The 26120-nt window shown below is 55.6% G+C and carries 23 protein-coding genes and 1 riboswitch; of the genes, 17 read left to right on the top strand and 6 right to left on the bottom strand.

The window, feature by feature from the left end:
- Window positions 1-20 precede the first annotated feature (20 nt).
- The 3 genes from panS to AC0IXH_RS16175 all read right to left on the bottom strand — a co-directional run bounded on the left by panS (window position 21) and on the right by AC0IXH_RS16175 (window position 4549).
- Complete coding sequence (gene panS, locus AC0IXH_RS16185) at window positions 21-938, bottom strand: ketopantoate/pantoate/pantothenate transporter PanS (protein WP_106381876.1); 918 nt, start codon at window positions 936-938, stop codon at window positions 21-23.
- Window positions 939-997: 59 nt separating this feature from the next.
- Window positions 998-2350, bottom strand: a complete 1353-nt coding sequence (gene lysC, locus AC0IXH_RS16180; protein ID WP_013200335.1) for a lysine-sensitive aspartokinase 3 — start codon at window positions 2348-2350, stop codon at window positions 998-1000.
- Between the two features lie 97 nt (window positions 2351-2447).
- Window positions 2448-2691, bottom strand: a riboswitch (Lysine riboswitch).
- Between the two features lie 52 nt (window positions 2692-2743).
- Window positions 2744-4549, bottom strand: coding sequence for a cation:proton antiporter (locus AC0IXH_RS16175; protein WP_013200336.1), 1806 nt, complete (start codon window positions 4547-4549; stop codon window positions 2744-2746).
- Window positions 4550-4768: 219 nt separating this feature from the next.
- Between AC0IXH_RS16175 and pgi the strand changes: the two genes are divergently transcribed.
- The 8 genes from pgi (at window position 4769) to ubiA (ending at window position 12993) form a co-directional block, all read left to right on the top strand.
- Window positions 4769-6418: a glucose-6-phosphate isomerase gene (pgi, locus tag AC0IXH_RS16170; protein WP_013200337.1), complete on the top strand. Its 1650-nt coding sequence runs from the start codon at window positions 4769-4771 to the stop codon at window positions 6416-6418.
- A gap of 646 nt (window positions 6419-7064) precedes the next feature.
- Window positions 7065-7313, top strand: coding sequence for an exopolysaccharide production protein YjbE (gene yjbE, locus AC0IXH_RS16165; RefSeq protein WP_041691859.1), 249 nt, complete (start codon window positions 7065-7067; stop codon window positions 7311-7313).
- 79 nt (window positions 7314-7392) lie between these two features.
- A complete protein-coding gene (locus AC0IXH_RS16160) occupies window positions 7393-8040 on the top strand; it encodes a YjbF family lipoprotein (RefSeq protein WP_471720717.1) in 648 nt (215 codons plus the stop codon).
- Window positions 8037-8792, top strand: coding sequence for a capsule biosynthesis GfcC D2 domain-containing protein (locus AC0IXH_RS16155; RefSeq protein WP_106381879.1), 756 nt, complete (start codon window positions 8037-8039; stop codon window positions 8790-8792). The genes AC0IXH_RS16160 and AC0IXH_RS16155 overlap by 4 nt, the downstream gene beginning before the upstream one ends.
- Window positions 8792-10888 (top strand): YjbH domain-containing protein, encoded by a 2097-nt coding sequence (locus AC0IXH_RS16150; RefSeq protein WP_471720716.1) that lies wholly within the window; start codon window positions 8792-8794, stop codon window positions 10886-10888. The genes AC0IXH_RS16155 and AC0IXH_RS16150 overlap by 1 nt, the downstream gene beginning before the upstream one ends.
- Before the next feature lie 153 nt (window positions 10889-11041).
- Complete coding sequence (gene psiE, locus AC0IXH_RS16145; RefSeq protein ID WP_013200341.1) at window positions 11042-11440, top strand: phosphate-starvation-inducible protein PsiE; 399 nt, start codon at window positions 11042-11044, stop codon at window positions 11438-11440.
- A gap of 139 nt (window positions 11441-11579) precedes the next feature.
- Entirely contained in the window at window positions 11580-12107 is a 528-nt protein-coding gene (gene ubiC, locus AC0IXH_RS16140) for a chorismate lyase (protein WP_471720715.1), read from the top strand.
- 1 nt (window position 12108) lies between these two features.
- On the top strand, window positions 12109-12993 hold the full coding sequence (gene ubiA, locus AC0IXH_RS16135; protein WP_041692188.1) for a 4-hydroxybenzoate octaprenyltransferase: 885 nt from the start codon (window positions 12109-12111) through the stop codon (window positions 12991-12993).
- 60 nt (window positions 12994-13053) lie between these two features.
- Here ubiA and plsB read toward each other — a convergent pair whose 3' ends face one another.
- Window positions 13054-15477 carry a glycerol-3-phosphate 1-O-acyltransferase PlsB gene (gene plsB / locus AC0IXH_RS16130; protein WP_013200344.1) on the bottom strand — a complete coding sequence of 808 codons (2424 nt, stop codon included), beginning with the start codon at window positions 15475-15477 and terminating at the stop codon, window positions 13054-13056.
- Between the two features lie 128 nt (window positions 15478-15605).
- On the opposite strand from plsB, the gene AC0IXH_RS16125 reads away from it, so the two are divergent.
- From AC0IXH_RS16125 to AC0IXH_RS16110, 4 genes are all read left to right on the top strand, one after another.
- On the top strand, window positions 15606-15965 hold the full coding sequence (locus tag AC0IXH_RS16125; RefSeq protein ID WP_013200345.1) for a diacylglycerol kinase: 360 nt from the start codon (window positions 15606-15608) through the stop codon (window positions 15963-15965).
- 116 nt (window positions 15966-16081) lie between these two features.
- A complete protein-coding gene (gene lexA / locus AC0IXH_RS16120; RefSeq protein WP_013200346.1) occupies window positions 16082-16690 on the top strand; it encodes a transcriptional repressor LexA in 609 nt (202 codons plus the stop codon).
- A gap of 119 nt (window positions 16691-16809) precedes the next feature.
- Window positions 16810-18132 carry an MATE family efflux transporter DinF gene (gene dinF / locus AC0IXH_RS16115; RefSeq protein ID WP_471720714.1) on the top strand — a complete coding sequence of 441 codons (1323 nt, stop codon included), beginning with the start codon at window positions 16810-16812 and terminating at the stop codon, window positions 18130-18132.
- Between the two features lie 240 nt (window positions 18133-18372).
- Window positions 18373-18582: a CsbD family protein gene (locus tag AC0IXH_RS16110; RefSeq protein WP_013200348.1), complete on the top strand. Its 210-nt coding sequence runs from the start codon at window positions 18373-18375 to the stop codon at window positions 18580-18582.
- Window positions 18583-18709: 127 nt separating this feature from the next.
- On the opposite strand, the gene zur is transcribed toward AC0IXH_RS16110, so the two are convergent.
- Complete coding sequence (gene zur / locus AC0IXH_RS16105) at window positions 18710-19225, bottom strand: zinc uptake transcriptional repressor Zur (protein WP_013200349.1); 516 nt, start codon at window positions 19223-19225, stop codon at window positions 18710-18712.
- A 476-nt stretch (window positions 19226-19701) separates the two neighbouring features.
- Here zur and AC0IXH_RS16100 point away from each other — a divergent pair, with 476 nt between their 5' ends.
- The 3 genes from AC0IXH_RS16100 to pspG all read left to right on the top strand — a co-directional run bounded on the left by AC0IXH_RS16100 (window position 19702) and on the right by pspG (window position 22588).
- Entirely contained in the window at window positions 19702-20943 is a 1242-nt protein-coding gene (locus tag AC0IXH_RS16100; RefSeq protein ID WP_013200350.1) for a conjugal transfer protein TraF, read from the top strand.
- Window positions 20944-21150: 207 nt separating this feature from the next.
- Window positions 21151-22146, top strand: a complete 996-nt coding sequence (gene dusA, locus AC0IXH_RS16095) for a tRNA dihydrouridine(20/20a) synthase DusA (RefSeq protein WP_013200351.1) — start codon at window positions 21151-21153, stop codon at window positions 22144-22146.
- 211 nt (window positions 22147-22357) lie between these two features.
- A complete protein-coding gene (gene pspG / locus AC0IXH_RS16090) occupies window positions 22358-22588 on the top strand; it encodes an envelope stress response protein PspG (RefSeq protein WP_013200352.1) in 231 nt (76 codons plus the stop codon).
- Between the two features lie 248 nt (window positions 22589-22836).
- On the opposite strand, the gene AC0IXH_RS16085 is transcribed toward pspG, so the two are convergent.
- Window positions 22837-23817, bottom strand: a complete 981-nt coding sequence (locus AC0IXH_RS16085) for a quinone oxidoreductase (protein ID WP_013200353.1) — start codon at window positions 23815-23817, stop codon at window positions 22837-22839.
- Window positions 23818-23912: 95 nt separating this feature from the next.
- On the opposite strand from AC0IXH_RS16085, the gene dnaB reads away from it, so the two are divergent.
- Together dnaB and AC0IXH_RS16075 are read left to right on the top strand one after the other, a co-directional pair.
- Window positions 23913-25328 carry a replicative DNA helicase gene (gene dnaB / locus AC0IXH_RS16080; protein WP_013200354.1) on the top strand — a complete coding sequence of 472 codons (1416 nt, stop codon included), beginning with the start codon at window positions 23913-23915 and terminating at the stop codon, window positions 25326-25328.
- A gap of 120 nt (window positions 25329-25448) precedes the next feature.
- Window positions 25449-25913: an Lrp/AsnC family transcriptional regulator gene (locus AC0IXH_RS16075; protein ID WP_471720713.1), complete on the top strand. Its 465-nt coding sequence runs from the start codon at window positions 25449-25451 to the stop codon at window positions 25911-25913.
- The last annotated feature ends 207 nt before the right edge of the window (window positions 25914-26120 follow it).

Genomic DNA, 26120 nt, shown 5'->3' with positions numbered 1-26120 from the left:
TGGCGGCGGGGGAAACAGGCTTATTTCTTTTTGATCGGCTTGCCGGACCAGTAACCGGCCAGCAGAGAACCAGACAGGTTGTGCCAGACCGAGAACAGCGCGCCCGGCAGTGCCGCCAGTGGCGAGAAGTACAGCTTGCCTAACGTGGCCGCCAGGCCCGAGTTCTGCATACCCACTTCCAGCGCCAGCGTACGGCAGGTGGATTCATCAAAGCCAAACAGCTTCCCGCCCCAGTAACCGCCTAACAAACCAATGGCGTTATGCAGGATCACCGCAGCAATCACCACCAGGCCCACCGAGCCGATAAAGCCCTGACTGCCGGCAACCACGGCACTGATAATCAGCAAAATACAGACCATCGAGAAGGCCGGCAGGTACGGCTCAACGCGCTTCACCAGACCGTTCATGGTGTGGTGAACAATCAGGCCAATGCCGATCGGCACCACCACAATCTTCACGATGCTCAGCAGCATGCCGACCACATCCACCTGAATATGGGTATCGACATACAGTTTGGTCAGCAGTGGCGTGGCGAACACGCCAACCAGCGCCGAGACGGACGAGATGGTAACGGAAAGGGCCACATCGCCTTTCGCCAGATAAATCATCACGTTGGATGCCGTGCCGCTGGCCACGCTGCCCACCAGGATCATCCCGGCCGACAGGTCAGGCGGCATATGGAACAATTTTGCCAGGCCCCATGCCGCGAGCGGCATCACCAGATAATGCAGGAAGGTCCCGGCAATCACCGGTGCAGGGCGGGTCAGTACACGTTTAAAATCACCAATATTGAGCGTCACGCCCATGCCGAACATGATCAGCATCAGCAGATACGTCACCCACGGACCAATCGCGAGAAAGGTGGTCGGGGTGTAATAGGCGGCAACAGAGAGCAGGACTGCCCATAACGGGAACAGTCGGGTAACAAAGGCGAGCATAGCCAGACTTCCTTTTTTCCGATGGCGAAAAAAACCGGGCCAGGCCCGGTTTAGTAAAACTATTCAAACAGATTGTGATGAAGCGTCTGCACCACCTGCTCGGCGTCGCTGCCGGGCACCAGGAAGCACAGGTTATAGCTGCTGGCGCCATAACAGATCAGGCGAAGGTTGAACGGCTCAAGCACGCCAAACACTTCTTTGCCCACGCCACAGGCCTGCGACAGTTTGTTGCCGATGATCGCCACCAGTGCCAGATCCTCTTCGACTTCCACCCGGCAAAGGGAAGAGAGTTCGGTCAGCAACGCCTGGGTTAACAGGCTGTCCCCGGTCGAGGTTGAGCCGGTGGTGTCCAGCGTCAGCGCGATGCTCACTTCGGAGGTGGTGATCAGATCCACCGAAATATTGTGGCGCGCCAGGATGGTGAACACTTCCACCAGGAAGCCGCGTGAGTGCAGCATGTTCAGGCTATGCAGGGTCAGCAACGTCTGTTTACGCCGCAGCGCCAGCGCGCGGAACAGCGGTGGGTTCTGGGTTTCATTGCAGACGCGCGTGCCGCCGGCAGCAGGATCCTTGCTCGAGCCCACAAACACCGGGATATCGCTGCGGACTGCAGGCAGCAACGTGGCCGGGTGCAGAACCTTGGCGCCGAAGGTGGCCATTTCGGCCGCTTCTTCGAAGGTGATCTCATCAATGCGTTTGGCGGTCGGCACCACGCGCGGATCGGTGGTATAAATCCCCGGTACATCAGTCCAGATATCGATGCGGCTGGCATGCAGCGCCTCGCCTAACAGCGCCGCGGTGTAATCACTGCCACCACGACCAAGGGTAGTGGTGCGGCCTTTGGCTTCGCTGCCGATAAAACCTTGCGTCACGATCAGCGCTTCCGCCAGCTTCGGGGCGAGTTGCGTTTGCGTGAGTTCGGCAAGCAGGGCGACATCGGGCTCGGCACGGCCAAAGCGATCGTCAGTGCGCATCACCTTGCGCACGTCAAACCACTGCGAGGCGACATTACGCTGGCGCAGCACTTCGACGAATAACAGCGAGGAGAGCAGTTCACCGTGGCTGACCAGTTCATCGGTCAGCGCCGTCGAGGTCGCCAGGGAGGCAGCCTCAGACAGCATGGTGATGTTTTCCAGCACGCGGTCCACTTCGTCGCGGATCACTTCAGGCTGCGATAACTGGTCGACGATGGCGTACTGGATACGGCGGATCTCATCGAGCTGGTAAGCCCGCTGCTCCTGCTCCTGGCCTTCAGCCAGAGACACCAGCAGGTTAGTCACACCCGCAGAGGCGGAAAGGACCACCAGGCGCGTGTTGGGATCGGCCAGCACCACATCGGCGCTGCGGTTCATGGCAGTAAAATCGGCAACGCTGGTGCCGCCAAATTTGGCCACGATCAGGGATTGGGACATAGTTGTTGACATACCTCGTGTCAGGATAAGTTTCCATCAGCTTGGTACAAGGGAGGAGCAGAAACGGGGCAGACGTAGAAAAGGGATGAACTACGAATCACCCAGAAGCGCCCCACCTTGTATACCTACCGGGTCTGACGTCGCCTGTAACTGCGCCAAAACGGTAAATATTGATCGCCCGGTTTACGAACGATGCTGGTGACAACCCAGAGGATTCAGCCCCTGCGGTCGATACGCTCCCTTCCGCGGGGAGAGTACCTCGGCGTCGCACCCCATGATGTGTTTTCTGCGGATTCGGTTCCTCCAACACACTGCCTGGGCGACGCGCCTCTTCTGGCTTGCGCATCAGATGCGCAACAAGCGGACTAGAAATATCGGTTTATGGCGCTGCTGTCAATCTCTGCCGTCTGAGGAATTTTCATTTTGCACCAGCGCAATCAGGGTACAGGGCAGCGCCGGCGTCTCTTCACCCTGCACTGGACTCAGAATGCCGGCCTCATTTTGCACAAACAACGGGATCACGCCCTGGTTTTTCTCAAGGTATTCCAGCCAGCCGAAATTCTCGTTCAGTCGGGTTGCTTTGATGATCGCGCCCTGTGACAGCAGGCTGCTCAGGCGGGCATAGGTCTGCTCATGACCGAACAGCACTTCATGACGGCGGAAGCGCGGGCTTTCACTGTCACGCTTCGCACGCAGCGCTGCACCGGAGCGGATCGCGGCGACCTTTTTCTCGCCAAACAGATGGCTGAAGTGGTACACCGCCAGCGCATTCTGGTGGCGGTTGGGCGACAGCGCCAGAACCTGCGAGGTTTCGCTCAGATCGAGGAAGTTCTCCGCATGTTCCGACCAGGCATTACCATAGTAGGCCGGTATCCCCTCCATGCGGGCGAGGCGATAGTATTCCCAGCTGCTGTCGGTCACCAGCACCGGGATATCCAGTTTCTTCAGCGCCGCCGCCAGAGTTCTGGCCACGCTGTTGGCGCCAATAATCAACACGCCGCGCGGTTCACGCTGCTGTACCTTAAGCATTCTCGCCAGCAGCGAGCTGGTCAGGCTTTGCAGCACCACGGTGCCGATAATCACCGCGAACACCACGGTGACCAGTTTGTCTGCGCCAGCGAAGCCGGTTTTTTCCAGCGTTAGTGCAAACAGCGAGCTGACCGCCGCCGCCACAATCCCGCGTGGCGAAATCCAGCTCAGCATCAGCCTGTCCCGCATCGGCAGTGACGATCCCCAGGTCGAGACGGCAATACAGAGCGGACGGGCAACAAACTGCACGATCAGCAGCACCGCCACTAACGGCCAGCCCATCGACAGCAGCGCCATCAAGTCCAGTCGCGCCGCCAGAATGATAAACAGCCCGGAAATCAGCAGCGCGGATAACTCTTCCTTGAAGGCGATGATCTCGGTCAGATCGACGTCGCGCATATTGGCCAGCCAAATCCCCATCACCGTGACCGTCAGCAGCCCCGATTCATCCGCCAGCGCGTTCGACAGGCCAAATGCGGTCAGCATCACCGCCAGCACCGCGAAGTTCTGCAGATAGCCCGGCAGCCAGACCCGCTTCAGGGCCACGCCCAGCAGCCAGCCAAATACCACGCCGGCAATCAGGCCCACCGCAGCGGTCTGGCCTAAGGTCCAGAACAAGTGCGTTAACGATTCAGCTTTCTGACGCAGCACAATGAATTCAAACACCAGAAGCGTGAAGATAGCGCCGACCGGATCGATGACGATGCCTTCCCAACGTAAAACCTGGTTAATGGCTTTATTTGGCCGAACCACGCGCATCAACGGCGCGATCACCGTTGGGCCGGTCACCACGGTGACGGAACCGACTAACGCCGCCAGCTCGGGCGGGAAATCCAGCAACGCCCAGCAGGCGACGCTGATCACCAGGAAGGTGATTAACATGCCGACGGTAACCAGATTGCGGACCACGTTGCCCAACCCGCGAATTTCATCGAAGCGAAGCGTTAACGCACCTTCGAACAAAATGATGGCGACAGAAAGTGAGACAAAGGGGAACAGCAGGGTGCCAAACAGCGCATCCGGCTGCAAAACATGGCACAACGGCCCCAGGACAATGCCGAAAACGAGCAGTGGCAAAATGGCGGGCAGCCGTAGCAACCAGGCCAGCCACTGGGCTACCAGCGAACTTAATCCAATGATAACCAACAGCAGTGGGGCGGATAACTCCATAAAATTTTTCCTTTCGACAGCAAGAATAGTCATACTGAAACGCTGAGCGGACAAGCTGACCGCCGACTGAATTATAAATAGCCCCGGACAAAAAGGTGGGAAAATCCTGCCTTTATGATAGTTGCAACCTGTTGCAGGAAGAGGGAAGCCGAAACGGCACCTCGGGTAACATGGCGTCCGGTCTGATTTACGGTTCTTAAATAAAAAGAGTGTGTTGTTATGAAAAATATCAATCCGACACAAACTGCTGCCTGGCAGGCGCTGCAGCAGCATTTTGAAGAGATGAAAGACGTTCAGATCTCAGAGTTGTTTGCGAAAGACAGCAATCGCTTTGCGACCTTCTCTGCCACCTTCGACGATCTGATGCTGGTGGACTACTCCAAAAACCGCATCACCAGTGACACCCTCGCAAAACTGCAGGCTCTTGCTAAAGAGACCGATCTGCAGGGCGCAATTAAGTCGATGTTCTCCGGCGAAAAAATCAACCGCACTGAAGATCGTGCCGTGCTGCATGTTGCGCTGCGCAACCGCAGCAACACGCCGATCGTGGTCGACGGTAAAGACGTGATGCCGGAAGTGAACGCGGTGCTGGAGAAGATGAAATCCTTCTCTGAACGCATCATCAGCGGCGACTGGAAAGGCTACACCGGCAAGCCCATCACCGACGTGGTGAACATCGGTATCGGCGGGTCTGACCTGGGGCCATTTATGGTCACCGAGGCGCTGCGCCCGTACAAGAATCACCTGAATATGCACTTTGTGTCCAACGTTGATGGCACGCATATCGCGGAAACCGTGAAGGATCTGGATCCTGAAACCACCCTGTTCCTGGTGGCGTCAAAAACCTTCACCACCCAGGAAACCATGACCAACGCCCACAGCGCGCGTGACTGGTTCCTGAAAACCGCTGGCGATGAGCAGCACGTTGCGAAGCACTTTGCTGCGCTCTCAACCAACGGTAAAGCGGTCGGTGAGTTCGGGATTGATACCGCCAACATGTTCGAATTCTGGGACTGGGTTGGCGGACGTTATTCACTGTGGTCGGCGATTGGCCTGTCGATCATTCTGTCGGTCGGTTTCGACAACTTTGAGAAGCTGCTCAGTGGCGCACACGCCATGGACAAACACTTCTCTACCACACCCGCAGAGCAGAACCTGCCGGTGATCCTGGCGCTGATCGGCATCTGGTATAACAACTTCTTTGGTGCTGAAACCGAAGCGATCCTGCCGTATGACCAGTATATGCACCGTTTCTCTGCCTATTTCCAGCAGGGCAACATGGAGTCGAACGGTAAGAACGTTGACCGTAACGGCGCACCGGTCTCTTATGAAACCGGCCCAATCATCTGGGGCGAACCGGGCACCAACGGTCAGCACGCGTTCTATCAGCTGATCCACCAGGGCACCAAGCTGGTTCCTTGCGACTTTATCGCCCCTGCCATCACCCACAACAAGCTGGGCGATCACCATGCCAAGCTGCTGTCGAACTTCTTTGCACAGACTGAAGCGCTGGCGTTTGGTAAGTCACGCGATGTGGTCGAGAAAGAGTTCACCGACGCAGGTAAAGATGCGCAGTCGGTCGAGCACATCGTGCCGTTCAAAGTGTTTGAAGGTAACCGCCCAACCAACTCCATCCTGCTGCGTGATATCACGCCGTTCAGCCTGGGTGCGTTGATTGCGCTGTACGAACACAAAATCTTCACTCAGGGCGCGATCCTCAACATCTTCACCTTCGATCAGTGGGGCGTTGAGCTTGGCAAACAGCTGGCGAACCGTATCCTGCCAGAACTGTCGGGTAGCGAGCAGGTCAGCAGCCACGACAGTTCAACTAACGGGCTGATTAACCGTTATAAAAACTGGCGCGGCTAAGCGGCGTCTAGCCGTTAACCGTCCTGCATAAAGGGGCTGGTGCCAATGCGCCAGCCCTTTGTTTTTTCAGCTATCCCGTCCGGCATCAGGACCGCCTTTAGCTACTTTTGGACCTGGTTGACATCACCCTGTTTTCTGCGCGATCCCAGCATGCCACCGCTTAGCGCGGAAATCAGGCGGCTGCTAGTGCTGAAATACCCCCAAAGATGAATAAAGTCAGCGTTATGAGGCTGAGGATATTCTTAAAATTACCCATTATTGTCCGAATCCCGCCAAGATAAATCCTAAAGCCATGGCGACCATTACGCTACTTAACTGCCCTTAAAGCCTGTTAACTTATTGAAAATAAATCCTTTAATTCATTAAAAGCTCCGTGACGCGCTTTTCCCAGTGAATTCGCCATGCTAAAGGCTATTGTCAGCGAATGGCACTAACAAGCAGGGTTAAATCAGTCATAAATTCCAATATATTGAATTAATTAGTCAAATGTTGCCTTGAGCAGCCGAAACGTGCTTATTTTAGACATCAGAAATCGCCCGCTGAATCGAAGGCGACCCCCCTCAATTCTGGTCATTTATTGCCTTATACTGAACGCGCCTGAAACCCTTCAGGTGAAGTATCCATTCATTTAATGAAGGGAAATGTTATGAAAAAAGTCTTATGTGCTGCTGCAGCCATAGTGTACTTAGCAAGTGCTTCAGCCGCGTTCGCTGCGCCTGAAGAAGCTGGCGCCGCGGCGGGTGCCTCAGCGGGAACCCTTTCCGCAGGAACCACCACTGCGGTGGGTATTGGTGCGCTTGGCGCACTGGTTGGTGTTGCTCTGGCAGCATCGAGTGGCGGAAACGGTTCTAATACCGGCACCACCACCACGACCACGACCAGTACCACGCGTTAAGTGCGGTAAATTACTCATAACCACACGCTCGTGTGGTTATTTTTTGACATTGTCAGACTTTGTTCAGGGACACACACAGGTGCGCTACCTACCACTGCTGCTTTTATGCCTGCTTCTCCAGGCCTGTACACAAACACAAAAAGGGCTGGGAGAGACGGTAAAACTCGCTCTGCTCGGGCCGGACGATGTTCAGGTCTCTGATGAGCAAATAGAAAGTCTGCCTTATGCCAGCATGTACCTGCGCGTGAATAATGGGCAGCAGATCTTCGTGGTGCTGGGCTTCGATGAAAACGGTCAACAAAAATGGATCACCCGCGACCAGTCGATGGTGGTGACTCAGCATGGCCGCGTGGTGAAAACCCTCGGGTTAAGCGACAACCTGCTGGAGGTGAACAACCTGCAACAGGATCCGCTGACCGCCCCGCTGTCGTTGACCGAAGGCGCAAGCTGGACCCGTACGCTGAGCTGGACGGAAGCCGGTAAATTCCGCTCGACAACGGCGACCTCACGCTTCAGCCGCCTGAAAGATCAGGTGCTGACGCTTGCCGGTAACACCGTCGCCTGCCGCGTCTGGCAGGAAGAGGTTGAGCTGCCTGCCGAGGGAAAATCCTGGACTAACACCTTCTGGATTGATACCACTTCCGGCCAGGTTCGCCAGTCACAGCAAACGCTGGGGGGCGACTATTTCCCTCTCGAAACCACCATCCTGAAGCCTGCGAAATCATGAAAAAAATAACCCTCCTTCTCGCAGGAATTTCAGCCTGCGTTTCGCTCAACGTGTCTGCAGAAAGCCAGGTGACGGTCTATTCCCCTGGCCAGACGCAGACCTCGATTGTCAGCCATGCACAGAACCTGGCGCAGTTGGTCAGCAGCCCGGCATTGATGGATAAAACCTGGTGGCCGGGAACGGTGATTGCCGAAAAACTGGCCACCGCGGCGGCGATTCAGCAACAGCAGCAGGTGCTGGCGCGGCTGAAAGCCTGGAGCAATCAACTTCACGCCGATGGCGATAGCGAACAGGCTGCAGTGGTCGATAACGTCTGGCAGCAGGTGTCGGCAGTGAAAGTCACTGGCCGTCAGCGGGCCAATCTCGATCCGGACTGGGTGCGGATGCGTCCGGCACAGAATCGCCGTCTGGAAGGGGATTACAGCGTTTACACGCTGCTAAAACCGACCAGCATTACGCTGGCTGGGGTGCTGGCTAACAGCGGTAAAACCCCGTGGGCACCGGGCCGCAGCGTGGTGGATTACTTGCAGGATCATGACCGTTTGTCAGGGGGCGAACGTAACTTCGTGGTGCTGATTGCGCCGAATGGCGAAGTGAGTGACGTTCCTGTCGCCTACTGGAATCGCCGCCACGTGGAGCCTGAAGTGGGCAGCATTGTGTACCGTGGCTTTTCCTCATGGACGTTGCCTGGCGACGATGAAGACCTTAACCAGCAGATTGTTTCTGTTCTGACGCACCGGATCCCTGACTGATGAAAAAAACCTATCTTCTCAGCCTGATAGCTGTTTCCGTTGCCTGTGCCTGCCAGGTTCAGGCGGCGACGTATCCCGATCCGGTAGGGCCTTCGCAGTCAGATTTTGGCGGCGTCGGTCTGTTACAGGTTCCTACTGCGCGTATGGCAAAAGACGGCGAATTCAGCCTGAACTACCGCTATAACGATCAGTACCGTTTCTACTCCTCCTCGGTGCAGCTGTTCCCGTGGCTGGAAGCGACCATCCGCTATACCGACGTGAAAACGCGCGAGTACAGTGCGGTTGAGAGCTTCAGTGGCACCCAGACCTACAAAGACAAAGCCTTCGATTTGAAAGCCCGTCTCTGGCAGGAAGGCTACTGGCTGCCCGAAGTCTCGGTCGGGGCGCGTGACCTTGGCGGTACCGGCCTGTTCGACAGTGAATACCTGGTCGGCACCAAGGCCTGGGGACCGTTTGATTTCACCCTCGGACTGGGCTTCGGCTACCTCGGCAACAGCGGCACGGTGAAGAACCCGTTCTGTGAAGCCGACAGCAGCTATTGCTATCGCTCTGGCAGCAACGGCACCGCCGGTTCGGTTAACGGCAAAGACATGTTCAAAGGCCCGGCGGCGTTCTTTGGTGGGGTGGAATACCAGACGCCATGGCAGCCGCTGCGCCTGAAAGCAGAATACGAAGGGAATGATTACCAGGATGACTTTGCCGGCAAGATTGAGCAGAAAAGCAAAGTTAACGTCGGCGCCATTTACCGTATTACCGACTGGGCAGATGTGAACGTCAGTTATGAGCGCGGCAATACCTTTATGGCCGGCTTTACGCTGCGTACTAACTTCAACGATCTGCACACCGCCTCGATCGATTCGGCGAAACCGGCCTATCAGCCGCGTCCGCAGGGCGAATTCCTTGAGCAGACCACCGTTGCTGGCCAGCTGACCGACCTGAAATACAATGCCGGTCTGGATGCGCCAAACATTCAGGTACAGGGCAATACGATGTATGCCTCTGGCCAGCAGAGCAAGTACCGCAATACCCAGGAAGGCGTCGATCGTGCCAACGTGATCCTGATGAACAATCTGCCAGCCAACATTGATACGCTGAAAGTGACCGAAACCCGCAGCCGTATGCCGCAGGTGACCACGGTAACTAACGTCGCCAGCCTGCGTCAGCAGCTTGAAGGCTATCCGCTGGGCAAAGAGCAGCCGCTGGATCAGAAACGCGTGGAGCCGGTCGATCCGGGTCATACCGAGCAGGGTTATTACATCGATGCCGATGACTTTAACTACAGCCTGGCACCGGTACTGAATCAGTCCGTCGGTGGACCGGAAAGCTTCTACCTGTATCAGGTTGGCGTGATGGCGAACGCTAACTACTGGCTGACGAAGCACCTGTTGATTGATGGCAGCGTGTTTGGCAACCTGGCGAATAACTACGACAAGTTCAACTATAACGGTGCGCCGAGCGATTCCTCATTGCCGCGCGTGCGTACCCATATTCGCGACTATGTTGAAAACAACGTCTACGTTAACAACCTGCAAGCCAACTACATGCATGCGCTGGGCAATGGTTTCTACGGCCAGGTTTACGGCGGTTATCTGGAAACCATGTACGGCGGTGTGGGTGGCGAAGTGCTGTACCGTCCGCTGGATTCTGACTGGGCGTTTGGCGTTGATGCCAACTACGTGAAGCAGCGTGACTGGGACAACATGATGCAGTTTACCGACTACAACGCGAAGGTCGGGAACCTGACGGCTTACTGGCGTCCGTCGTTCTTCAACAACCAGGTGTTGGTGAAGGCGAGCGTAGGTCAGTATCTGGCAGAAGATAAAGGGGCGACGATTGATGTCTCCCGCCAGTTCGACAGCGGCGTGATCGTTGGCGCTTATGCCACCAAAACCAACGTGTCGGCCGAAGAGTATGGCGAAGGCGACTTCACCAAAGGCTTCTATATCTCGATTCCGATGGATCTGTTCACCGCCTCACCAACGCGTGGCCGTGCACAGGTTAACTGGACGCCGCTGACGCGTGATGGCGGTCAGATGCTGGGACGTAAGTACCAGCTGTATGATATGACCACCGACCGCGACATCGATTTCCGCTAAAAATAGCCGCGACACCGCCGCCGCATTTGGACGGCGGTGTCGCCCGCTTATCTCTCCGGCATCAAGCAAAACTTGTGAACCAGCTCACACTAAAGCATATTGTCACTGTCAGGATTATCCTGACGGATAACAGTGACTTTTGAGGGTTTTTGCATGATTACCGCGACGCGTATTGCCTGGTTGTTACAGATGGTGCTGAATATAGGGCTGATCGTCCTGGCCGCTATTCTGGCGATCTTTCTTGGCAAGGAGACCTTCCATCTGGCCAACGTGTTGCTGAACACCGGCGAACAGACGTCTTCTTATCTGTTGATCGATGGCATAGTGATTTACTTCCTTTACTTCGAGTTTATTGCCTTAATAGTCAAATACTTCCAGTCGGGTTATCACTTCCCGCTGCGCTATTTTGTCTATATCGGTATCACGGCGATCATCCGGTTGATCATTGTCGATCACAAAAACCCGGTGGATACGCTGGCCTACTCCATTGCCATTCTGATCCTGGTGGTCACGCTGTGGCTGGCAAACAGTAACCGGCTGAAACGCGAATAACATGTCGGCGCGCCGTCCCAGGCGCGCCAACCTCTTACTTTACCGACCTGAAATCCGCACTATTTCCTCCAGCAATCTGTGTTCTCTCCCAGCCTCTGCGTTACACTGTGGCACCAAAATTTTTGCCCGGAGAAGCCGAATGGCTGATAACGCGCTGGTGCAATTGCGCGCCCTCGACTGGCTGCCAGCCTCATCACCCTTGCTTTCAGCCCCGCTGCTGGACTGGTTGATGGAAGAAGACTCCATGACCCAACGTTTTGAGCGCCACTGTCAGCAAGTGACGGTAAAAGTGGTGCAGGAAGATTTTATTACCGCAGAAGAGGTCGGTGACGACGTGGCGTTGCTGCCGCATGAGTCCCGCTACTGGCTGCGTGAAATTCTGCTGTGCGGCGATGGCGAACCCTGGCTTGCCGGGCGGACCATCGTACCGGAATCCACCCTGAACGGGCCTGAGCAGATGTTGCAGCAGCTTGGCACGCGCCCGCTGGGCCGTTACCTGTTTGCCTCTTCCACGCTGACGCGGGATTTTATCGAGCCGGGCAAGAGTGGCGAGCTGTGGGGACGTCGCTCTTTGCTGCGCCTTTCCGGCAAGCCGTTATTGCTGACCGAGCTATTTTTACCGCCGGCGCCGCTGTATGCCTCGCTAACCGGTACCGGAGATGAGTAACGTGGAGAGAAGTCTGCCAATGAGTAAATTCCGGGCCTACAGCCGCCTGATGCGTATTGATAAGCCGATTGGTTCGCTGCTGCTGATGTGGCCGACCTTCTGGGCGCTGTGGCTGGCGGGAATGCAGATCCCGCCGCTGAATATCCTGATCGTCTTTGTGCTGGGGGTCTTTTTCATGCGTGCCGCAGGCTGCGTGGTCAACGACTTTGCTGACCGTAAGATTGATGGTCATGTAAAGCGCACCCAGTCGCGGCCATTGCCGAGCGGCGCGGTAACCTCAAAAGAGGCCAAGCTGCTGTTTGCCGGACTGGTGCTGGTGTCGTTCTGTCTGGTTCTGACCATGAACGCGATGACCATCTGGCTGTCGTTTGGTGGGCTGGCGCTGGCGTGGGTCTATCCCTTTATGAAGCGCTACACCCATCTGCCGCAGGTGGTGCTGGGCGCGGCGTTTGGCTGGGCTATCCCGATGGGTTGGGCGGCGGTCAGTGAAACCGTGCCGCTGACCTGCTGGCTGCTGTTCGCCGCGAATATCTGCTGGACGGTGGCTTATGACACGCTGTATGCGATGGTCGATCGCGATGATGACCTGAAGATTGGCGTCAAATCCACCGCCATTCTGTTTGGTCGTTTCGATAAGCTGATCGTGGGTTTGTTGCAGCTGGCGACGCTGGTACTGATGGCGGTGATTGGCTGGCGGATGCAGCTGGGCGGCGCATTCTACTGGTCCATTCTGGTGGCTGGCGCGCTGTTCGTGCATCAGCAGAAGCTGATCTCAGCCCGCGAACGCGATCCCTGTTTCCAGGCTTTCCTGAACAACAACTACGTTGGTTTGGTGTTGTTCCTGGGGATTGCCCTCAGCACGGCGCCATTCTCTGGCTGGCTCTGAGTGATGCCAATAAAAGAGGGTCGATGATTGCTCATCGACCCTTTTTTTATGCCCTGACGCTTACTCGTGCGGTCCCGCACTTTCAATCGTCATTCGCACTTCCTGAGTGATCAGGTCAGCCAGCATCTGATAGACCCTGTGCGTCTGTTCTACCTGCGCATCGCCGGTATCACTGATATAGCCTTCATCACGCAGGGTCAGCACCAGTGAAGAGAACACCGCTTTGTCGAAGAACTCCGGCGAGTTGATACCGTGCAGTACCGACAGGCGCTGAGCCATGGTCCGGCTCTCTTTTTCCAGCGTACCGCGGTTGATCGACGGATTCGCGCTGAGGATAGAGAAGGTGATGGCATAACGCTGCAGCGTTTCACGCACACCCGCCGCCAGCAGTTGCAGCGTTGGGAAGCGTGCCGGGCTCAGACGCAGCGTCTGGTCATCGGCCGTCAGCAGGCCCTGACGCGCCATCTCGCTCACCAGCGAATCCAGCACGGCAGGCAGATCTTCTTTATTCCAGTGCAGGAACAGCTCGCTCTTCAGCATCGGGTAAATCACGCTGATCTGACGCAGCAGTTCGGCCCGGCTCAGTTCGCGGTAATGCGACAGGATCACCGCGATCAGCGACGGCATCACCAGCATATGGTGAACGTTGTTGCGATAGTAGGTCATCAGCACGGCCTGCTCGCGCGGCAGTACGATGATTTCGCCGATGTTATCCTGCTCAATATCGAACTTGTTCATGCTTAACGCATGGTTCAGCAGCGCTTCTGGCGTCATATCCGGCACGGTCGAGTCCGGCGAATACGGCACGTTACGCAGCAACTGAACGTAGCACGCCAACTGCTCGGTCAACTGTTCACGGGTCAGCGAGCGCTGGCGCGATGCGAGCAGGGCGGTAACGCACAGGTTCATGGCATTGGCCGCACCGGCGTTGTTGATACGCACCATCACGCGCTGCGCGATGTCATTCACCGCAGGCGTCAGCCAGGCTGGACGCTGGGCTTCAATGGGGTCGATGGCATCACGCCACTCCGGCACATGCTTGTTCAGGTAGGTCACCAGCGGCAGCGGCTCCCCGAAGTTCACATACCCCTGGCCGAGGTTACGCAGCTTGCGCAGTCCGCGCACCATCTGCATAAACCCTTCTTTCTCTTTCGTCGCACCACGTAACTCTTTGGCGTAGGTTCCCACTTCCATCACGTGCTCATAACCGATATAGATCGGAACCAGTGTGATAGGGCGGTTACCGCCGCGCAGCATCGCCTGAATAGTCATCGACAGCGTGCCGGTTTTCGGGTCAAGCAGACGACCAGTACGGGAACGACCGCCTTCGACAAAGTATTCTACCGAGTAACCACGGGTGAACAGCTCGCCAAGATATTCTCGGAATACCGTTGAGTAGAGCTTGTTACCCTTGAAGGTACGGCGGATAAAGAATGCGCCCAGACGGCGGAAAATCGGGCCCGCTGGCCAGAAGTTCAGGTTGATACCGGCGGCAATGTGCGGTGGCACCAGACCCTGGTGATACAGCACATAAGAGAGCAGCAGGTAGTCCATATGACTACGGTGGCAGGGCACGTAGACGATCTCGTGGCCGTCTTGCGCCAGCTGACGCACGCGCTCGCCGCCGTTGACGTTGATGCCCTGATACAGCTTGCTCCACGTCCAGCCCATGATGCGGTCCGTCAGACGGATGGCTTCATAAGAGAAGTCGGCGGCGATCTCTTCCATCAGCTCAACGGCGTTCTGCTGGGCTTTTTCATGGGAGATTTTCTTGCTGCGCGCTTCGTCTTCCACCGCTTTAGCGATGGCTTTGGACTGCAGCAGTTTATTGAACAGGTCCTGACGCACCGGCAAACGCGGGCCAATGGCCGCCAGGCGTTGACGGGCAAAGTGCATGCGTGCCACGCGCGCCAGCTTCTGCGCAATGATTTTGTCGGTGCCGTGTTCCGTTGCCATACGGCGCAGGGAAACCATCGGTGAGAAGCGGACAAAGCTGTCGCGGCCTAACCACAGCACGGCAAAGAATTTTTGAATGCCATTCAACACGCGCAGATGAGGCTGATCGTCGCCCTGCACTTCACGGCCTGGTGCACGGCCAAACATCACGGATACCGGCACCATCTGCACGTCCAGCAGCGGGTTGCTGCGGTGCAAATCGAGGTATTCGTGGAACAGTTTTACCGATTCAACGTTAGGCACGAAATAGGGGAATACGCGTGGGCCGTCATGGATAAACACATGACGTGGCAAAACCGTACCGTCGATTTCCAGCGGATCTAAAGGATCGGGCAGATCCTGTTTACGGCATTGCTCACGCAACGCCAGCAGATCGGCCTTTGAATCATAAGGCAGCACATACATAATAGGGCGCGATGTATCCAGCGCCAGCTCGGAAACCGGCTCGGCGGGAATCGCTTTACTTTTTACCAGGAATTTTACTGGTAAATTCAATAAGTTATAATATAAGTTACGCCAACCTGACATAGATACCATGAAGCCTCTTGTTAGCAAAGCGCCGCAAGCATACCAGAAAGCGCCAGTGAGATCTGTGGTGTTGCAAAATGTGCGCCACCCAGACATTGACGTTAAACATCTCAAAGGGTTCCCTGATTATGGCAAATAACGTCACCGGATTGACTCGTATCATTAATGCCGCCGGTTATTCCTGGAAAGGAATACGCGCCGCCTGGCAAAACGAAGCGGCTTTTCGCCAGGAAGCGGTGGCCGGCATTGTCGCGGTGATTGTGGCGTGCTGGCTGGATGTGGACGCCGTCACGCGGGTGTTGCTGATAGGGTCCGTGATGTTGGTGATCATTGTTGAAATCCTTAACAGCGCGCTGGAAGCGGTGGTCGACCGCATTGGCAGCGAGATGCATCCTTTATCGGGTCGCGCCAAAGATATGGGCTCCGCTGCCGTGTTGCTGACGATACTACTCGCTGTTTTCGTCTGGGTAATGCTGCTAATTCCCTGATTGCGGCGCGCTTTCCATAATCTGACAAACTGCTGTTTTTTCCACATCTTTAGGTTTTCAACGCACAAATACCTGTATATACTCACAGCTGACTGTATAAACAACCAGGGGGCGGGATGAAAGCACTAACTGCAAGGCAGCAGCAGGTTTATGACCTGATACGCGACCACATTAACCAGACCGGCATGCCACCGACGCGGGCAGAAATCGCTGCACAGCTCGGTTTCCGTTCCCCGAATGCGGCTGAAGAGCATCTCAAAGCGCTGGCACGTAAAGGCGTGATCGAGATTGTTTCCGGCGCGTCTCGCGGTATCCGTCTGATGATGGAAGAAGAGGAAGGGTTGCCGCTGATTGGCCGTGTCGCCGCAGGTGAACCTTTGCTGGCGGAAGAGCACATTGAAGGCCACTACAAGGTGGATCCTGAACTGTTCAAGCCGGGCGCCGACTTCCTGCTGCGTGTTAGCGGCATGTCGATGAAAGATATCGGGATTATGGACGGCGATCTGTTGGCTGTGCATAAGACTCAGGATGTGCGTAACGGCCAGGTCGTGGTTGCGCGCATTGACGACGAGGTGACGGTAAAGCGCCTCAAGAAGCAGGGCAATATCGTGCATCTGCTGCCTGAAAACGGCGAATTCCAACCGATCGTGGTCGATCTGCGCTTGCAGACCCTGTCGATTGAAGGTCTGGCCGTCGGCGTAATCCGCAACGGCAACTGGCTGTAAACGCCTGACCTTAACGCGCTGCTTTTGCGGCGCGTTTCTCTTTTGGTAAGCTGTATGCCTTATTGACTGGCATATTCAGCTTCCGTGATGCTTTTAAGCCAGTCGCACAGTGGATGACCATGCGATTATTTTCTCCCTCAGATAACCAACTCTGGCGGCTGGCGCTGCCAATGATCCTGTCGAATATCTCCGTGCCCTTACTGGGCCTGGTGGATACCGCGGTCATTGGTCACCTTGACAGTCCTTCCTGCCTCGGCGGCGTTGCCGTGGGCACTACCGCGACCAGCTTCCTGTTTATGCTGCTGCTGTTCCTGCGGATGAGCACCACCGGATTAACCGCGCAGGCCTTTGGTGCGGGTGATAAACCGGCGCTGGCCCGCGCACTGATGCAGCCGCTACTGATTGCCCTGGCGGCTGGCCTGCTGTTTATTCTGCTGAAATCCCCGCTTAACCACCTGGCGCTCTCTGTCGTGGGTGGCGATCCTGCCGTGCTGCATCAGGCCGCCCTGTTTATGAATATCCGCTGGTTAAGTGCACCTGCGACGCTGGCCAACCTGGTATTACTGGGCTGGCTGCTGGGCGTACAGTATGCCCGTGCGCCGGTGATCCTGCTGGTTGTCGGAAACCTGGTCAACATCGTGCTGGATCTGTGGTTCGTGATGGGGCTGGGCTGGGGCGTGCAGGGTGCGGCGGCGGCCACGGCGATTGCAGAATACGTCACGCTGGCGATTGGGCTGGTTATGGTCTGGCGGGTGCTGAAGCTGCGGGGCATTTCGCTGCCGATGCTGAAAACCGCCTGGCAGGGCAATTTCGGCCGGCTGCTGCGGCTGAATCGGGACATTATGTTGCGATCTTTACTGCTGCAACTGTGCTTTGTTTCCTTGACGATATTGGGTGCGCGGCTGGGCAGTGAGGTCGTCGCCGTCAACGCCGTATTGTTGATGTTCCTGACCTTTACCGCTTACGCGCTGGACGGCTTTGCCTATGCGGTAGAAGCCTGCTCCGGCGAAGCTTATGGGGCAAAGGACGCAAAAAGGTTGCTGCTGATTTGGCACGCGGCCTGTCGCCAGGCAGGACTGGTGGCACTGGCCTTTTCAATTCTCTATGGCCTTGCCGGCACGCATATTGTTGCCTTACTGACCTCAATCCCCGAACTGCAGCAGCAGGCTGACACCTATCTGTTCTGGCAGATTGTCCTGCCGGTCTGCGGTGTCTGGTGTTATCTGCTGGATGGCATGTTTATTGGTGCCACGCGCGCCAGTGAAATGCGCAACGGCATGCTGATTGCGGCACTGGGCTACGGCGCGACGCTGTTCACCGTGCCGTCGTTAGGCAACCATGGTCTGTGGCTGGCCGTTACCGTGTTCCTGCTGCTGCGTGGGTTGACGTTGTGGCTCATCTGGCGCAGGCACTGGCGCAACAACAGCTGGTTTGCGGGCTGAAATAATTCGTTACACCCACCTGCCGCTTCGTTATCTGCTGATCTCCCTGCCTTTTTTCACTTTTCGTTGTCACTTTTAGCTAAAAATGTGGCTTTATCTTTCGCCATTACGGGCAAACTCGCCATCATCTACTACAATTATCTGTACGTTAAGCAGTTAAGCAGCGTTTTATGTTGCTGCTGTGTGGTCTGCAAAGACGAAATCCCTAAAGCTGTGAACCTAAGGTTGAGGAGTTATAAGATGAACAAAGACGAAGCCAGCGGTAACTGGAAACAGTTGAAAGGTAAATTTAAAGAAAAATGGGGCAAGCTGACTGATGACGATCTGACCGTCGTCGAAGGTAAACGCGATCAGCTTGTAGGCAAGATTCAGGAACGCTACGGATATGGCAAAGAGCAAGCAGAGAAGGAACTCGGTGAGTGGGAAACCCACAATAACCACCGTTTCTGATTTGCAGCAAAATCTCTGACAAGATTTAGTTTCAGGACGATGCTCCTACCCCGGCACAAGGACAGTGCCACTTAATCCCCCAGCACTATCCCTTCTTTAACCTAAGAAATTACCCTGCGATGACGCTCTACTTGCCACGCTTCTTGCTGGCGACAGTATGATCGTGCTGGCATGCATCCTGATGCGTGCAGGCTTCCACTTCGACACAACCCCGGCACAACCCATGAGCTTCGATAACACTATTAGCCAGTGCGAATCCCGAGGTCAGGGCCAGCATTTTCAAAATGTTTTCCACCCCTTCAGCCTGTTGCTCTGCAACTGACCCGCAGCGATCGCAGATCAGCATCGCAGAAGTGTGAGAAGGCTGTTCAAAATGATGGCAGACTACGTAGCTGTTGGTGGACTCAACGCGGTGCACAAATCCCTGTTCAAGCAGAAAATCCAGCGCGCGATAAACCGTTGGCGGCTTCGCCTGAGGCTCACTTGCCCGCAGCAGATCCAGCAGGTCATAGGCGCTGATCGCCCCATGGTGCTGGCTCATCAGCCGCAATACTTCCATACGCTGAGGCGTCAGTCTGACGTTGCGTTGCTGGCACAAGGCTTCAGCCTGCGACAGGATTTTTTCAGGACTGCTTACGTTCATAACTTTCCCCTCAGGTCAGATCAGTTTGTTATGTTATCACGTCCACCGAAAATCGCCGAATCCCGCCTTAACGCGTCAATCCGCCGGCTGTTACCGTTTAACAGACTGAAAAAACTCTTAAAATGACTGGTATTTCCCTCAAGAGAAAACAGTTAGCGATACTGATTGGTTTAAGAGTTTCAAACCGTGCCATAAAATTTCTATAAAACTCTATTAATGTAATTTGCAGGCTGTAATGTTACTGACTACCTTTTTACTGGGTGTTACAGCGATCCCGGCCTTAAATGACGGGATCAAAATGCTTATTGATTAGCCTGATAACAGATAAACAAACAGCCAATGAGCAGATAAGCCCCACCATTGTTACTTACTTCACAGCAATGAAATGTTGCCTTTGTGTCCATTATTCAGGCAGCAGAAATCTTCACGCCTGAACGGGCGTTTTTCCTCTTTTGTCACGGTGGGTTCTAGGTAAAATGGCGAAATTAATCCGTAAGTTGAACAGTTTTTCCCGTCCTGCAGTTTTTCCCATAGTGTTTCTGGCCCCCCTTAGCGCGTTAGCCGCTGGCAACTATTACGATGCCCGTAATGACGCCATGGGTGGGACGGGTGTGGCGTCCTCTACTTACGGCACGGCGGTGCTGGCTAACCCCGCGTTGATGACCAAAGCAAAACCGGATGACACGGTCAGCGTGATCCTTCCGGCTGCCGGTTTGCAGGTGACGGATAAAAACAATCTGGTGGATAAAGTTGATGACCTGACTGACAGCGTCGATCGCTATCAGGACATTGCCAACAACATCACCAGCTTTGCCGATTACCCAAAAGTGCAGGCGGCGGCCGGAGACCTGGCCAGTCAACTGCGGGGGATCAAGGGGAATCAGGCCCACGGCACGGCGGGCGCGGCGTTTGCGGTGACCATTCCCAATGAAACGCTGCCATTTGCTTTCGTAACCAAGGCCTACGGTACCGCGCACGTTACGGCTGATGTCACCCAAAGCGATATTGATTATCTTCAGGGCGTCGCCGATGGCACCGTGTTCCCACTGCCAGGCGATCAGAGCAAGCTGACGTCGGCTGGCCTCGGGCGTGGTGCGATTGTTTATGATTACGGTGTGGCGGTTGCGCACGAGTTCAATATCGCAGGCCATCCGGTTTCCTTTGGCGTCACGCCAAAGCTGCAGAAAACCTACCTGTATAACTACAGCGCCTCGGTTTATAACTACGACAAATCAGATTTCACCAACGGTCGTTACAAAAACACCAACAGCGGCTTCAACCTTGATGCCGGCGCCGCCACCGATATTGGCGACAACTGGACGTTGGGTCTGAGCGCGCAGAACCTTATTTCGCGCGATATCGATACCAAAGAAGTGAACGGCTACAAAGATACCTACCAGATCAGCCCAATCGTCACGCCTGGCGTGTCTTTCCATACTGAGCGACTGACCGCAGCGCTGGACGTTGACGTAACGCCAACCAAAGGCTTCAAAACGCAGGAAGAAAGCCAGTATGCGGGCGTGGGTGCCGAGTACCGTCTGCTGAGCTGGTTACAGCTGCGTGCCGGTTACCGTGCCGATATGAAGTCCAACGACACCAACGTTTACACCGCCGGTTTTGGCCTGTCACCGTTTGGCAAGGTGCATCTGGATCTGGCCGGTATGAAAGGCGACGACAGAACCTGGGGTGCGGTTGCCCAGCTGAACTTCACCTTCTGATGCTTCGGGCTGCCTCAGCCTGAAGGGTTAACAACAGGGCGGGATCCTCTTCCGCCCTGTATTTCCTCTCACCGTCGCAGCGGTTAACGGCGGCAATGCCCGCGATAATGCGTTAGCCCGCGTGCTGAAGGTGTGTCTCCGTCGGCAGGCGTGTTATCATTGCGCACATTATCGTCATTTGTTAATCACACCGAGTTTGCGCGCTTTATGACCCAGATTTTACCTGCACACCGTTTTTCCGTTGCCCCGATGCTTGACTGGACCGACCGTCATTGCCGTTATTTCCTGCGTCAGTTAACGCGTCATTCCCTGCTGTACACCGAGATGGTTACCACCGGTGCCATTGTGCACGGCAAAGGCGATTATCTGGCGTGGAATCAGGCAGAACAGCCTGTTGCCCTGCAGCTGGGCGGCTATGACGCTGCGGCGCTGGCCGAATGCGCAAAGCAGGCGGAAGCGCGAGGCTACAACGAAATCAATCTGAACGTCGGCTGTCCGTCGGATCGTGTGCAGAACGGCCGCTTCGGTGCCTGCCTGATGGGCGAACCGGCGCTGGTCGCCGATGGCATTAAAGCGATGCGCGACCAGGTGTCGATCCCGGTGACGGTGAAAACCCGCATCGGCATCGACGAGCAGGACAGCTATGAATTCCTCTGTGAGTTTATCCGTCAGGTGTCCGAGCAGGGCGGTTGCGACAGCTTTATCATTCATGCCCGCAAGGCCTGGCTGTCGGGGCTGAGCCCGAAAGAGAACCGCGAAATCCCGCCACTGGATTACGAACGCGTCTATCAGCTGAAGCGTGATTTTCCGCATCTGACGATGTCGATCAATGGCGGCATTAAGTCGCTGGCAGAAGCCAAAGTGCATTTGCAGCACGTCGATGGCGTGATGATGGGCCGTGAGGCGTATCAGAATCCTGGGCTGCTGGCGCAGGTCGATCGCGAACTGTTTGGCAGCGAGTTACCTGCCCCGGATCCGGTGGCCGTCGTGCGGGCAATGTATCCGTACATTGAGGCTGAACTGGCGAACGGCACCTATCTTGGCCACATCACGCGCCATATGTTGGGCCTGTTCCAGGGCATTCCGGGCGCGCGCCAGTGGCGACGTCACCTGAGCGAGAACGCCCATAAGCCGGGAGCCAATATCGAAACGGTTGAGCAGGCGTTGGCGCTGGTGGCGGATAAAATCCCGGCCGCGGTTTAAGCGTCAGAACCAGGATGAACGCACAGGTCAAGCCGCGACGGTTTGAACTGTGCGATTATCGTCACCGCTTCACCAATTAGTCATCAATTTCACCAGGTGCACTTCACCGATGTTTATTGCATCCCAGTCAATTCAATCACTTAATCCAACGCCAACCCTGGCACGCTTCTTGTAATAGTCTCTGAGGAATCTTTTCTCTGGAGCGAACCTGATGGAAATCTTATTTGTGCTTGGCTTCTTTGTCATGCTGCTGCTGACCGGCATCTCCGTGCTCGGAATTATCGCCGCGCTGGTCGTCGCTACCGTGGTGATGTTCTTTGGCGGCATGCTGGCGATTGTTATAAAATTGTTGCCTTGGCTGGCGTTGGCGGTGGTGGCGGTATGGATTTATCGCGCATATAAAAAACCGAACTCGAAACTGGACCGTTGGTTATCCCGGTAATATCAACGTGTTAGTCGGTAAATTACCGTAAAGAATGCGCACTGGATCACAAGATGGCATATTGCATAGACGAATCAGCAATTAAACATATTATTTACTTATGAATTCTGCCAGGATGTTTCCACTGAATTGACACGAATTCATCGCTCTGACCCTACAACCAGCGCGAACTAAAAAAAGAAAAAAGGGGCTTCCTACGGGAAGCCCTGTTTGCATCTGGCGATCGGGAAAATTACCGCAACCGACGATCAGGGGATCAGCAGGCTTGAGCCTTGCGTAGCCCGACTCTCCAGCGTTTTGTGCGCCTGCTGCGCATCCTTCAGGGCAAACTTCTGCTGCTCCGGCACATCGACATTAATCGCTCCGCTGCCAATCAGCGAAAACAGCTCATTGCTGGCGCTGGTTAACGCGTCGCGGTTGGTGACGTAGCCATTCAGGGAAGGGCGGGTGACGTATAACGAGCCTTTCTGGTTGAGGATTGCCAGATTCACGCCGCTGACCGGGCCGGACGAGTTACCAAAGCTGACCATCAATCCACGCCGTTGCAGACAGTCCAGCGACGCTTCCCAGGTATCTTTGCCGACCGAATCGTAAACCACCCGCACCTTCTTGCCGTCGGTTAACTCGCTGACGCGTTTGGCGATGTCCTCTTCGCGGTAGTTAATGGTTGCCCAGGCGCCGGCCGCTTTCGCACGCTGCGCTTTCTCAGCCGAACCCACCGTGCCGATCAGATGTGCGCCCAAGGCTTTCGCCCACTGGCAGGCAATCAGACCGACGCCGCCCGCCGCGGCCTGGAACAGAAAAATCTCGCCCGGTTGTACCACATAGGTCTGCCGCAGCAGATAGTGAACCGTCAGCCCTTTCAGGAACGAGGCGGCGGCCTGCTCAAAGGAGATGTTGTCCGGAATTAACGCCAGCTTATCGACATGCACTGCATGGAACTCGCTGTAGGCACCCAACGCCGACTGCGCATACACCACGCGATCGCCCGGCTTAACCGCCGTCACGCCGTCACCCACGCTCTTGACCACGCCAGCCGCTTCCGTGCCCAAGCCAGAAGGCAATGCCGCCGGATACAGGCCGGTGCGCATATAGGTATCGATGTAGTTAATGCCGATCGCTTTATTCTCTACCACCACTTCCCCGGCCGCTGGCTCAGGGATCGCGACATCAATCAGTTGCATCACTTCCGGTCCGCCATGCTGGCTGATTTGTATACGTTTTGCCATGCTCACTCCTGTTGATTCCGCTGTATTGAGGGAGGACGACAGCATCCCAAACGGGTATACTTGCCCGTCCCCACACTCTTCGGTATTGCATCACTATGGCAGGAAATAAACCCACCAACAAATCCAACGAAAACCGTGAACCGCGCGACCGGCAGATGGAAGGGCTGAAGTTGCCGCCGCATTCTCTGGAGGCGGAACAGTCCGTGTTGGGCGGGTTAATGCTGGATAACGAACGCTGGGATAACGTCTCCGAACGCGTGGTCGCGCTGGACTTCTTCAGCCGCCCGCACCGGATGATCTTCAGCGAAATGCAGCGCCTGCTGGAACTGGGCAAACCCATCGATTTGATCACCCTGTCTGAATCGCTGGAAACCAAAAATGAGCTGAATCTGGTTGGCGGATTCGCCTATCTGGCCGAACTGTCGAAAAACACCCCAAGTGCGGCGAACATTGGCGCCTATGCGGATATCGTGCGCGAACGTGCGGTGGTGCGTGAGATGATCTCGGTGGCGAATGAAATTGCCGATGCGGGTTACGATCCGCAGGGCCGCACCAGCGAAGATCTGCTCGATCTGGCGGAATCCCGCGTGTTCCAGATTGCCGAAAGCCGTGCCAATAAAGATACCGGCCCGAAGAGTGTCGATCAGATCCTTGAGGCGACGATCGCCAGGATCGAATCGCTGTATCAGACGCCGCACGATGGTGTGACCGGCGTGGATACCGGCTATCAGGATCTGAACAAGAAGACCGCCGGTCTGCAGCGTTCGGATCTGATTATCGTCGCGGCGCGTCCGGCGATGGGTAAAACCACCTTCGCCATGAACCTGTGTGAAAACGCCGCGATGCTGCAGGACAAACCGGTGCTGATTTTCAGTCTGGAGATGCCCGGCGAACAGATCATGATGCGTATGCTGGCGTCACTTTCCCGCGTCGATCAGACCCGTATCCGTACCGGCCAGCTCGATGATGAGGATTGGGCGCGTATCTCCAGCACCATGGGCATTCTGCTGGAGAAAAAGAACATGTTTATCGATGACTCCTCGGGCCTGACGCCGACGGAAGTCCGTTCCCGTGCCCGCCGCATCTTCCGCGAACACGGCGGCCTGAGCATGATCATGATCGATTACCTTCAGCTGATGCGCGTGCCGTCGCTTTCTGACAACCGTACGTTAGAAATTGCCGAAATCTCCCGTTCCCTTAAGGCGCTGGCGAAAGAGCTTCAGGTGCCGGTGGTGGCGCTGTCGCAGCTTAACCGCTCGCTGGAGCAGCGTGCCGATAAGCGCCCGGTCAACTCCGACCTGCGTGAATCAGGCTCCATCGAGCAGGATGCCGACTTAATCATGTTTATCTACCGTGATGAGGTCTACCACGAAAACAGCGATCAGAAAGGCATTGCGGAAATCATTCTGGGTAAACAGCGTAACGGCCCGATCGGCACGGTGCGCCTGACCTTCAACGGTCAGTGGTCGCGTTTTGATAACTACGCTGGCCCGCAATACGACGACGAATAACCCGTCATGCACGAAATGTGCATCGCCTGGCCTATCCATCAGAAAATAGTGTTGGACAACCAGGCGAAGAATGCGGTTATCTGTCTGGGTAGCGTCCCTGATTAGCCGCCCGGATCGATAATGACCCAGATAGATGATTTCGACCTTAAGATACTGACTTTACTTGAAACTAATGGTCGTCTGACCAATCAGGAACTGAGCGATCTGGTGGGGCTTTCTGCCTCACAGTGCTCACGCCGCCGTATCAACCTTGAGCAGGCGGGCTTGATTCTGGGATACCACGCGCGGCTGTCGCCGGATGCCGTCGGTTTAGGCATGATTGGGCTGATTGAAGTGCGCCTGATTAACCATACTTCAGATTACGTTGACAGCTTCCACAGCATGGTTGCCGAGCAGTCAGCGATTGTTGATGCTTATAAAACCACTGGCGATGCCGACTATTTACTGAAGGTGGCGGTGAAGGATTTGGCCGGGCTCAGTGCCTTAATCAGCCAGCTGGTTGCCGGTCACCAAAGCGTATCTCATGTCAAAACGTCCGTGGTGTTAACCCGTCTGAAAGAGAACGGCGTGATGATCCCCGCCTGAGGGCTGAGCGCACCAAAACAGTGCGCGGGTGGATCGTGTTAGTGCATGAAACGCGGTGTTGATGCGTGAAGCGTGTAGTAAAAAGAATTCGAGTGCGTGATCTGACGGAGTAGCCCGTCTTTCATGCACGAAAATAAGTAGTAAAGCGCCTTGTATTCAATGGGATAATTCGCTGGCACCATCCGGCAGTCGTCTTTACTGCCGGAT

The organism is Erwinia sp. AC075, from assembly GCF_979253995.1.
This window is presented reverse-complemented; position numbering and strand designations above follow the sequence as displayed.

Bases quoted from the DNA above. Each gene is read 5' to 3' on its own strand.
- pspG (WP_013200352.1), top strand. From the start codon at position 22,358: ATGGAAATCTTATTTGTGCTTGGCTTCTTTGTCATGCTGCTGCTGACC.
- lexA (WP_013200346.1), top strand. From the start codon at position 16,082: ATGAAAGCACTAACTGCAAGGCAGCAGCAGGTTTATGACCTGATACGC.
- AC0IXH_RS16110 (WP_013200348.1), top strand. From the start codon at position 18,373: ATGAACAAAGACGAAGCCAGCGGTAACTGGAAACAGTTGAAAGGTAAA.
- AC0IXH_RS16150 (WP_471720716.1), top strand. From the start codon at position 8,792: ATGAAAAAAACCTATCTTCTCAGCCTGATAGCTGTTTCCGTTGCCTGT.
- zur (WP_013200349.1), bottom strand. From the start codon at position 19,225: ATGAACGTAAGCAGTCCTGAAAAAATCCTGTCGCAGGCTGAAGCCTTG.
- pgi (WP_013200337.1), top strand. From the start codon at position 4,769: ATGAAAAATATCAATCCGACACAAACTGCTGCCTGGCAGGCGCTGCAG.
- AC0IXH_RS16075 (WP_471720713.1), top strand. From the start codon at position 25,449: ATGACCCAGATAGATGATTTCGACCTTAAGATACTGACTTTACTTGAA.
- AC0IXH_RS16125 (WP_013200345.1), top strand. From the start codon at position 15,606: ATGGCAAATAACGTCACCGGATTGACTCGTATCATTAATGCCGCCGGT.
- AC0IXH_RS16085 (WP_013200353.1), bottom strand. From the start codon at position 23,817: ATGGCAAAACGTATACAAATCAGCCAGCATGGCGGACCGGAAGTGATG.
- psiE (WP_013200341.1), top strand. From the start codon at position 11,042: ATGATTACCGCGACGCGTATTGCCTGGTTGTTACAGATGGTGCTGAAT.
- dinF (WP_471720714.1), top strand. From the start codon at position 16,810: ATGCGATTATTTTCTCCCTCAGATAACCAACTCTGGCGGCTGGCGCTG.
- dusA (WP_013200351.1), top strand. From the start codon at position 21,151: ATGACCCAGATTTTACCTGCACACCGTTTTTCCGTTGCCCCGATGCTT.
- AC0IXH_RS16100 (WP_013200350.1), top strand. From the start codon at position 19,702: ATGGCGAAATTAATCCGTAAGTTGAACAGTTTTTCCCGTCCTGCAGTT.
- panS (WP_106381876.1), bottom strand. From the start codon at position 938: ATGCTCGCCTTTGTTACCCGACTGTTCCCGTTATGGGCAGTCCTGCTC.
- plsB (WP_013200344.1), bottom strand. From the start codon at position 15,477: ATGTCAGGTTGGCGTAACTTATATTATAACTTATTGAATTTACCAGTA.
- ubiC (WP_471720715.1), top strand. From the start codon at position 11,580: ATGGCTGATAACGCGCTGGTGCAATTGCGCGCCCTCGACTGGCTGCCA.
- AC0IXH_RS16175 (WP_013200336.1), bottom strand. From the start codon at position 4,549: ATGGAGTTATCCGCCCCACTGCTGTTGGTTATCATTGGATTAAGTTCG.
- AC0IXH_RS16155 (WP_106381879.1), top strand. From the start codon at position 8,037: ATGAAAAAAATAACCCTCCTTCTCGCAGGAATTTCAGCCTGCGTTTCG.
- yjbE (WP_041691859.1), top strand. From the start codon at position 7,065: ATGAAAAAAGTCTTATGTGCTGCTGCAGCCATAGTGTACTTAGCAAGT.
- dnaB (WP_013200354.1), top strand. From the start codon at position 23,913: ATGGCAGGAAATAAACCCACCAACAAATCCAACGAAAACCGTGAACCG.
- lysC (WP_013200335.1), bottom strand. From the start codon at position 2,350: ATGTCCCAATCCCTGATCGTGGCCAAATTTGGCGGCACCAGCGTTGCC.